Consider the following 8,501-nt stretch of genomic DNA (forward strand, 5'->3'; position numbering starts at 1 on the left):
CGCAAGGCGGACCGGGCATGAGACGGGCGGTCGCGATGTCGGTCATCGCCCCGGAGATCCAGGCGCGATACTTCTCTTATCCTGATGGTATCGTTTTAGATATGCCGCCGTCCGACTATTCGTCGCGTTGGCGAATTCGGCCGGCGCGCCAGCGGCGATGATGCGCCCACCGTCTTCGCCCGCCCCCGGTCCAAGATCGATGACCCAGTCCACTTGCGCGATGACACGAATGTCATGCTCGACGACGACGACTGTGTTGCCGGCGCCGAGCAGCCCCTGCAAGTGGCGCATCAATCGGTCGATATCGGCCGGATGAAGGCCGGCGGTCGGCTCGTCGAGGATATAGAACGTATTTCCGCGTTGCGCCCGCTGGAGTTCGGTCGCCAACTTGATGCGCTGCGCCTCGCCGCCGGAAAGCTCCGTCGCCGGCTGCCCCAGACGCAGGTAGCCGAGCCCGATCTCGCTCAGCACGTTCAGCGGTCGCAACACCTGCGGCTCGCAGGCGAAGAATTGACAGGCTTCGTCGACCGTCATCTCCAGTGCCTGCGCAATGTTGCGGCCGTACCATTCGATATCGAGTGTCTGTGGATTATATCTGCTGCCGTTGCAGGCCGAGCATGGCGCATAGACGCTGGGCAGGAAGAGAAGCTCGACCATCATGAAGCCTTCGCCCTCGCAGACCGGGCAGCGGCCATGGGCGACGTTGAACGAGAACCTGCCCGCGCCATAACGGCGACTTCGCGCCATGTCCGTCCTGGCAAAAAGTTGGCGTACATGATCGAACAGGCCGCTGTAAGTCGCCAGATTCGAGCGCGGCGTGCGCCCGATCGGTTTCTGGTCCACCTGAACGAGACGGCGGAAGTGCTCCATGCCGCCGACGACATGCCCCTCGGCCGGCGCCTGCGCGATTGCAGGCAGAGGATCGTCTTCATCCTCATCCGCTGAGCCAAGCGGCCTGCCGAGGCGATGGTCGTGGCCGGGTTGCTGAAGAGATAATGGCGCGTGATCGAGGTTTCGACGCCTGCCAGTCCTGCAGGCGGCCCGCTATAGATCACGCGGCCGCCTTTCTCGCCGGCGCCGGGACCTACGTCTACCAGCCATTCGGCGTGACGTATAAGGTCGAGATCGTGCTCGACGATAAACAGCGAGTTGCCTGCGCACTTGAGGCGATCAAGGAGCTTGAGCAACGCCTCGCTGTCCGCCGGATGCAGCCCGGCAGACGGTTCGTCCAGCACGTAGACCACGCCAAAGAGCTGCAAGGATAATTGAGTCGCCAGTCGTAGGCGTTGCAGTTCGCCCGAAGACAATGTCGGCGTGCTTCGGTCCAGAGAAGGTAACCCAAACCGGGATCGATGAGCGGCGCGAGCCGTTCGAGCAATTCCGAAGCCATGCGCCGGGCAGCCATGCGTTTCTCTTCGGGGAGATTCGACGTGTGGCGGATGTCCGGTGGGCTCCTGTGCGCCGATCCTCCCGCGTCGTGGCTGGCGAACTCGCCACGCGCCACGGGCGATAGCAAATCCATCAGTTTCAACAGGGACAGATCGCCGAATTCGGCGATGTCGAGCCCGGCGAACCGCACCGACAGCGCTTCGCGCTTCAACTGCTTGCCATGACAGGCGGGGCAATCATGGCTGACCATAAACTGCGCGACGCGCCTCTTCATCAGCGCGCTTTTGGTATTGGCGAATGTCTGGAGGACATATCGCCGGGCGCCTGTGAAGGTGCCCTTGTAGCTGGGCTTCAAGCCCCGCTTGAGCGCGGCGCGGGTTTCTTGCGGCGTAAGGCCGGCATACACTCCTACGGTCGGCTGTTCCTCGGTAAAGAGAATCCAGTTCCGGTCCTTTTCCGGCAGATCGCGCCAGGGCGTGTGGACGTCATAGCCAAGCGCCACCAGGATATCGCGGAGATTCTGTCCGTGCCATGCGGGCGGCCAGGCGGCGACCGCGCGCTCACGAATGGTCAGAGAGGGATCGGGCACCATCGACTTCTCGGTTGCGTCGTAAACACGACCGAGGCCATGGCAGATGGGACAGGCCCCCTCGACGGTGTTCGGCGAAAAATCCTCGGCATAGAGCATCGGCTGGTTCGGCGGATACTCGCCGGCGCGGGAATAGAGCACGCGCACCAGACTCGACAGCGTCGTCAAGCTGCCGACTGACGAGCGCGCATTCGGCGAACTACGCTGTTGCTGCAAGGCGACCGCCGGTGGCAATCCGTCGATCGAACTTACTTCCGGGACGCCGACCTGGTCGATCAATCTGCGTGCATATGGCGCCACCGACTCAAAGTAGCGACGCTGCGCTTCGGCATAGAGGGTACCGAATGCGAGCGACGATTTGCCGGACCCTGATATGCCAGTGAATACCACGAGCGCGTCGCGCGGAATGTCGACGTCGACTTTCTTCAGATTGTTTTCGCGGGCGCCTCGCACCCGCACGAAATTGGATCGCTCCGCCTTGCCGCCACCAGCGACGTCCGATGTCGAAAGCGGACTTTTGTTCATGTCGGTGTTCCGGGAGTGGAATGTTTGGTGGGCATACTGCCTAGGAGTATCCGGACGGCATGTCAAGATTACGCTGGCGTTGCAGCTGTCCGATGCGACTGGATTTCTTGTTCCCGTCAGTTCAACTTCGCGGCTGCTAGCCAGGCGTCAAAATTGATAGAGGCCCTTGCATACTGGTAGAGAGTATTCTACAGTGAAAAGCTTTCAATTGCATTCCATACTGAGCGCGAGCTTGGCGTGCGGTATTCAGTCACATCCCAAAGAAGAGGAGCGGGTTGGCATGCTGCGGATCGAGAGCGTTCTTGGCAATGTTCGCGATGCGCCGTTCGCCGACGTCGTGCATCGCCTCGCGCATGAGGGCGCTGTGGAATATCTCTTCATCGAAGAGGCGGACATGGGGCGCCACCGGATCCGCCTCGACACCGATCGCGGCACTGATTGCGCGGTAAGCCTGTCCCGCGATGAATCGCTCGAGGATGGTGCGGTGCTGTTTCTCGACCAGAGCCGGGCGGTCGTGGTTCGCGTGGGCGCGCCCCGAATACTTCGGCTGCGTGCGGCGAGCGTTGATGGGGCGTTGCGCCTAGGCTGGCATGCCGGCAACCTGCATTGGCGCGTCCGGTTTGAAGAGGGCGCGCTCGTCGTCCTGCTCGATGGCCCGCGCGCGGATTACCTGGCCCGGCTCGGAGCGCTCATCGAAGGGGGGGTGGATGTCATCGACGACCATCACCATTGATGAGGCGCTCCTCGTGGCGCAACTTGCCGACAGCGCCTTCCCATCCGGCGCGTTCACTTTCTCCTGGGGCATCGAAGGGCTCGCCGGAGACGGCCTGCTCAATTCTCCGGCGGATCTGGCGAAAATCGTCGAGGAGCAGATAACCCTGCGCTGGGCCGGTATGGATCGTCCGTTGCTGGCGCGCGCCCATGCCGCCCCGGACCCTGAGGCGGTCCTCACCGTCGATCGCGAGGCCGAGGCCGCAACAGCCTCCGCGCCGCTCCGCGCAGGAAGCCGTCGGGCCGGCAGGCGTCTTCTCGGCGTCTTTGCGGGGCGCGGGTATCCGGATGCCGACAGCTATCGCGACCTCATCCGCGACGTCGAGGAGGCGGGTCATCTGCCCGTGGTCCAGGGCCTCGTCTTCCGCGCTGCGGGACTGGAGTTCGAAGCTGCCCTCGTCGTCAGCGGATGGACAACGGCGAGCGGCCTCGTCAGCGCTGCGCTCCGCCTCGGCATCGTCGGCCATCGCGACGCGCAGGACATCCTCGACGGACTTCGCCCTGTGATCGCGGAGGCAATCGCTGCTCCCATAGACCCGGCCATGCTCCCGTGGAGTTTCACGCCAGTCGTCGACATAGCGCTGGCGCGGTCCTCGGGCCGGCAAGGACGGATGTTCACCACTTAGTGGAACCGCGCCATGGCGATGAATCTCACACCTGCCGGAACTTGAGCGCCTGATCATCTTCTCGGCGAACACCGTGATCTGCCGGCAGCGCTTTCTGCACAATGCTTTGGAGCACCGTGGCGGCCGGACCGCATTGTCATCGACGGCGGCTGGACCAACCAGGAGGCGGTTGGTGCCTGCGATGCCGAGAGAGCCGTCTGTGGGACAGGCCGCGACACGCATTGAAACCGATCCACATCCGCAAGAGCCAATATCTCAACAACCGCATCGAACAGGATCATCGGCGCATCAAGCGGCGGGCAAGGAACAGTTCGAGGCGATCACCGCCTGAAATCCGGCAGGTGATTAGCCTTTCTGCCGCCGTCAAAATGTTTGCAACATAACCAACGTGTCTAGACCGCAAAGACTCTGCTCCAAGGGTTCAAAGCCGAGGCCGTTCTGGCCGATAGGGCCTATGATAACAACGATTTGCGTCGCACCATCGCCGACATGAACGCAGAAGCCGTCAGGCTGCGCAACCGTATCGAGCGCTGCTCCAACAGGCTCAAGCACTTCAGAACGCTCTGCAATCAGATACGACGACCGACGCGCAGACTACTGCCTCGCCTTCGTCCACATCGCCGCCATCGCATTATGGCTCCGATAAATGTGGATTCGCCCTAATCGACTGGTCGACGGTCGAGCATCGCCTGGCCGTAATTTCCTGCGCAGCCAACGGCGAACCGGCATGGCGATGCTGCTTTCGGTCTGGTACGACTTGTCGGACGTGAAGCTGGCCGAGGCGCTGGATGATCGGGCCTCGTTCCGGCGGTTCTGCGGATTTTCGGCAATCGGAGCCGACGCCCGAACGCACGGCCTTTGTTCGTTTTCGCAAGGCGCTCGTGATGCATGGACCTGATCGGTCCTTGTTCCACGCGATCATCGCATTGGCCAGCGGGGAAGACGGCGATACGTATTGGGTCAGCCACAAGGGCAAGCCAACGGTTCACTGCTTCAAGGCGCATGTCGGCGCCGATGCCGATGTCGGTACGGCACTGGTGGAAGAGCTTGCCATCCCTGCGGCCAACGTCAACGACGGCAAAGCCGGGCCCGATGCCCTGTCGGATTGCGGATTCCGATCTTATCCGGCCGGGTATTCCGATTTGAAGCCGGCCACCATTCCGATCAATCTAGGCCCTTTGTCTTACTGAGTCACAAAATGGAAGATGGTGGGATTCGCTTTCGGCGACGATTCCCCCCTCGAGGCTCGCCAGCCGTCCCGGCCAGGGAATTGAACGGGCCGATCGCAAGGACATGCGCCCCGCCGAGACGGTGCAGAAGGGGATGGCCGCATCGAGACGCGGCGCATCGCGGTGCGGCCGATCCCGTCCCGTCTCGACCGCAACTGGCCCGGCGCAACCCGGATCGTGCGGCTGGAGCGTCTGCGCGAGCTGAAGGACCGATGTTCGCGCCAGATCGTCTACGCCATCACCTCGATCCCGCCCGAAGCCATGGACGCCGAAGCCTTGCTCGCCCTCGCCCGCGCCCACTGGCAGATCGAGAACAGGCTCTTCCGCGTCCGCGACGGAGCCTTCGCCGAGGACGCATGCCGCGTCAGACCGGAAGCGCGCCCGCGGCGCTCGCCCATCTGCGCGACGCCAGCCTCACCCTCATCCGCAAACGCAATAGAAGCCAAAGCCCCCCGGCGAGGCCTTCGCAGCAAACCCCAAGGCTGCCATCAGAGCCGTCATCCGCGCATGAATTGAATTGCCTTGGCCACGCCGCTTGCATTTGAACATAAGAGTTCCATCGAGATGAAAATCGCGCCAAGATCGGTGCGGATGGCGGTCGGTTCCTCAGTTCGCTAGGCTGTAATAGGCATGATCGTCTCCAGAGTGGTTGGTGAGCAACTCCACTCTGACAGCGAACAGGCCGCTATCCACCGCCCATGGGATCTGACAGTCCCCTTGGAACCGCTTATCTGACCTTGATATGCGGGTGTTTGCGTGCGGCGAGATTTCCGTGGCCGTGGCTGTACATCTCGACGTCCACCGGCACGAAGATGAGGCGTCCATGACGAACCCCACGTTCGGCAATTATGTGCTCGGCAACATGTTGCACCTCGCGCACCTCGCCCTTGAGGACGGCTATCTCCATGCAATCATCGTGGTCGAGATGAATGTGCACGGTCGCCAATGACAGGCTATGATGATCGTGAAGCGTCTGCACGAGACGCTTCGACAATTCCCGCGCCGTGTGATCATAGACATAGACCAGCGCCGCCACGCAGTTCTTGCTGTCGCCCACCTCCATCCTGGCCTCGCGGATGCCGGCGCGCGCCAGATCCCTGATCGCTTCCGACCGGTTCTGATAGCCTTTTGTGGCGATGATGCAGTCGAGATCCTTCATCAGATCATCGTCGAGATTTATGGTTACGCGCGGCATACTGTCGACCATCTCAGAATACATCATATACATGTGTATCTGGAGAAACCCGGCCCGGAAAGCAAGGTCGTCAGAACTTCCCAATCGCTCTGGCTAGAGGGCTTGCCGTTGACAAGTATGATGTTTTGGCTAAAAGATCTTACCAGCCAAAACCTCAGAGCCAAGGTGGCGGATCATGAAGAAAGCGGGCATCGTAGCCTTCGTGTTAGTGACTTGCGTGCTAGGTTCCGCCGCGCATGCGCATTTTCAAGAGATTCTTCCATCCACGGACAGTTTTAGTCCGGGCGACGCCGAGATTTCGCTGAATCTGGTTTTCACCCATCCAATGGATCGCGGCCCGACGATGGATATGAAGAAGCCCGTCAGGTTCGGCGTGGTGACGAATTCAGGGGAGGTGGACCTGCTCGGTTCTCTGACCGAAGCGCCCCATGACGGCAAGTCGGCTTGGAAGGCGGCCTACACGCCAGGCGAACCGGGCGCCTATGTCTTCTTCGTCGAGCCGCAACCCTATTGGGAGCCGGTGGAGGACAAGTCGATCATCCACTACGCCAAGGTTGTCGTCGACGCCTTCGACAGCGGCTCGTATTGGGACAGGCTGGTCGGCCTTCCCGTCGAGATCGAACCCCTCACCCGGCCCTATGGCCTGTGGACCGGTAATGTGTTCAGCGGCATCGTCCGCGCCAAGGGCGCCCCGGTTCCCTTCGCGGAGATCGAGGTGGAATGGGTGAACGACGGCTCGGTCACGCCCCCCGGCGACGCTTTCGTCACCCAGATCGTCAAGGCGGACGAGCGCGGCGTGTTTCACTATGCGATGCCGCGCGCCGGATGGTGGGGGTTCGCCGCGCTGGTCGAGGCGGACTACCAGTTGAAGGACCCGTCGGGCGCGGACAAGCCGGTGGAACTTGGCGGCCTCATCTGGGTGAAAGCCGTGGACATGAAATAAAGGGGCGGGGCAGATGGCGCATATTCCCGATGGCGTCCTCCTCGACGCCTGTACTGGTCGGCGGCGGGGTCGTGACGGCGGCCCTGCTCGGCTGGTCGGTGCGCGAGCTGGACGAGGACAGCCTTCCGAAAGTCGCCGTCGTCGCGGCCCTGTTCTTCATCGTCAGCCTCATCAACGTCCCGATCGGAGCGACCACCACGCATCTTCTCCTGACCGGGCTGATGGGCCTGGTGATCGGTCGGGCGACCGTCCCGGCCGTCTTCATCGCGCTGGTCCTCCAGGCCGTCTTCTTTGGCTTTGGCGGCATCTCCACGCTTGGGGTCAATACGGTCGACATGGCCCTTCCCGCCGTACTGTGGGCGCTGGCCTTCGCTCCGCTGATGCGGCGGGCCGCATCGCCGGGCCGCATGGCCGTGCTCGGCGCAGGCGTTGCCGCGTTGTCGGTGCTGTCGACCGCGCTCATGGTTGCAGCGGCGCTGACGCTCAGCGACGCGGCCTATTCCGCTCGGCCAAAATCGTGCTGATAAGCTATATTCCGTTGATCCTTGGCGAGGCGCTGGTCATCGGCTTCGCCTGCGGCTTTCTCAGCCGCGTCAAGCCGGACGCCTTCTGGTGCACCCGCACGGGAACGGCCTATGCATAGCCGCTTCGCGGTCGGGCTGCTGGCTGCCCTTACGCTGGCGGTCTCGCTTGCTCCGGCGCCGCGCATCGGCTGAAGGTCTTCGCCAGCGTCGTCGGAGCCAGCGTCGAAGGCAGGGCCTATTTCGTCGGCGGCGGCGTTGCCCGGAAACGCTCCGGTCACCTTGCGCGACGGCGGCGGGAAGATCGTTGCCGAGGAGCGGACGGACTCCAACGGCCGCTTTGCCCTCCTCGCGCCCATCAGGACGGATCTGACGGTGATCGTGGACGCGAAGGACGGGCATGTGGCGCGCTTCGACATTCCGGCCGCACACCTGCCCGACACGCTTCCAGCCGGAGATGACGAAAGAAACGGCGACGACGCCGACGGCGGAGCCGGGAACCGGAAGCCTGCTGACGCATACGCGGCAGCAAGCGCCGACGAAATCGACGCCGTCGTCGCGCGCCAGATCGCACCGCTGCCGAGCGGTTCGATTCGCTCGAATCCTCACTGCGGCTGCGTGATTGTGCTGGGCGGCCTCGGCTACATCGTCGGCATATTCGGACTGATCGCCTTCCTCAAGGCGCGACATCGTGCGCCGGACAAGAGCGCGCC

General features: G+C 62.7%; 9 protein-coding genes and 3 pseudogenes. 10 read left to right on the top strand and 2 right to left on the bottom strand.

Features of this window, described 5'->3' with window-relative positions; all coding sequences use genetic code 11:
- Positions 1 to 42: 42 nt before the first annotated feature.
- A pseudogene (locus B9Z03_RS02255) lies at positions 43 to 2,503 on the bottom strand (excinuclease ABC subunit A).
- Positions 2,504 to 2,783: 280 nt separating this feature from the next.
- Between B9Z03_RS02255 and ureE the strand changes: the two are divergent.
- From ureE to B9Z03_RS02275, 6 genes and pseudogenes are all read left to right on the top strand, one after another.
- Positions 2,784 to 3,236, top strand: coding sequence for an urease accessory protein UreE (ureE, locus tag B9Z03_RS02260; RefSeq protein WP_085462680.1), 453 nt, complete (start codon positions 2,784 to 2,786; stop codon positions 3,234 to 3,236).
- The gene (locus B9Z03_RS02265; protein WP_085462681.1) at positions 3,211 to 3,900 is read left to right on the top strand and encodes an urease accessory protein UreF; all 690 of its coding nucleotides are present in this window, start codon (positions 3,211 to 3,213) and stop codon (positions 3,898 to 3,900) included. The genes ureE and B9Z03_RS02265 overlap by 26 nt, the downstream gene beginning before the upstream one ends.
- A gap of 66 nt (positions 3,901 to 3,966) precedes the next feature.
- Positions 3,967 to 4,205 (top strand): annotated as a pseudogene (locus B9Z03_RS29265) (IS6 family transposase); the annotation flags it as partial.
- A 341-nt stretch (positions 4,206 to 4,546) separates the two neighbouring features.
- Positions 4,547 to 4,798: a transposase gene (locus B9Z03_RS30580; protein ID WP_139832134.1), complete on the top strand. Its 252-nt coding sequence runs from the start codon at positions 4,547 to 4,549 to the stop codon at positions 4,796 to 4,798.
- Positions 4,689 to 5,090, top strand: a complete 402-nt coding sequence (locus B9Z03_RS29995) for a hypothetical protein (protein WP_244561628.1) — start codon at positions 4,689 to 4,691, stop codon at positions 5,088 to 5,090. Before B9Z03_RS30580 ends, B9Z03_RS29995 begins: the two co-directional genes overlap by 110 nt.
- Positions 5,091 to 5,252: 162 nt before the next feature.
- Positions 5,253 to 5,645, top strand: coding sequence for a transposase (locus B9Z03_RS02275; protein WP_085462682.1), 393 nt, complete (start codon positions 5,253 to 5,255; stop codon positions 5,643 to 5,645).
- Positions 5,646 to 5,856: 211 nt separating this feature from the next.
- On the opposite strand, the gene nikR is transcribed toward B9Z03_RS02275, so the two are convergent.
- Positions 5,857 to 6,324, bottom strand: a complete 468-nt coding sequence (gene nikR / locus B9Z03_RS02280) for a nickel-responsive transcriptional regulator NikR (RefSeq protein ID WP_085462699.1) — start codon at positions 6,322 to 6,324, stop codon at positions 5,857 to 5,859.
- A 175-nt stretch (positions 6,325 to 6,499) separates the two neighbouring features.
- Between nikR and B9Z03_RS02285 the strand changes: the two genes are divergently transcribed.
- The 4 genes and pseudogenes from B9Z03_RS02285 to B9Z03_RS02295 all read left to right on the top strand — a co-directional run.
- The gene (locus tag B9Z03_RS02285; protein ID WP_085462683.1) at positions 6,500 to 7,267 is read left to right on the top strand and encodes a DUF4198 domain-containing protein; all 768 of its coding nucleotides are present in this window, start codon (positions 6,500 to 6,502) and stop codon (positions 7,265 to 7,267) included.
- A 29-nt stretch (positions 7,268 to 7,296) separates the two neighbouring features.
- The gene (locus tag B9Z03_RS02290; RefSeq protein WP_244561629.1) at positions 7,297 to 7,791 is read left to right on the top strand and encodes an energy-coupling factor ABC transporter permease; all 495 of its coding nucleotides are present in this window, start codon (positions 7,297 to 7,299) and stop codon (positions 7,789 to 7,791) included.
- Positions 7,785 to 7,910, top strand: a complete 126-nt coding sequence (locus B9Z03_RS30375; protein WP_280174834.1) for a hypothetical protein — start codon at positions 7,785 to 7,787, stop codon at positions 7,908 to 7,910. The genes B9Z03_RS02290 and B9Z03_RS30375 overlap by 7 nt, the downstream gene beginning before the upstream one ends.
- A gap of 136 nt (positions 7,911 to 8,046) precedes the next feature.
- Positions 8,047 to 8,501 (top strand): annotated as a pseudogene (locus B9Z03_RS02295) (hypothetical protein); the annotation flags it as partial.

Origin of the sequence: Mesorhizobium australicum, assembly GCF_900177325.1 — a bacterium.
GTDB classification, from domain to species: domain Bacteria; phylum Pseudomonadota; class Alphaproteobacteria; order Rhizobiales; family Rhizobiaceae; genus Mesorhizobium_A; species Mesorhizobium_A australicum_A.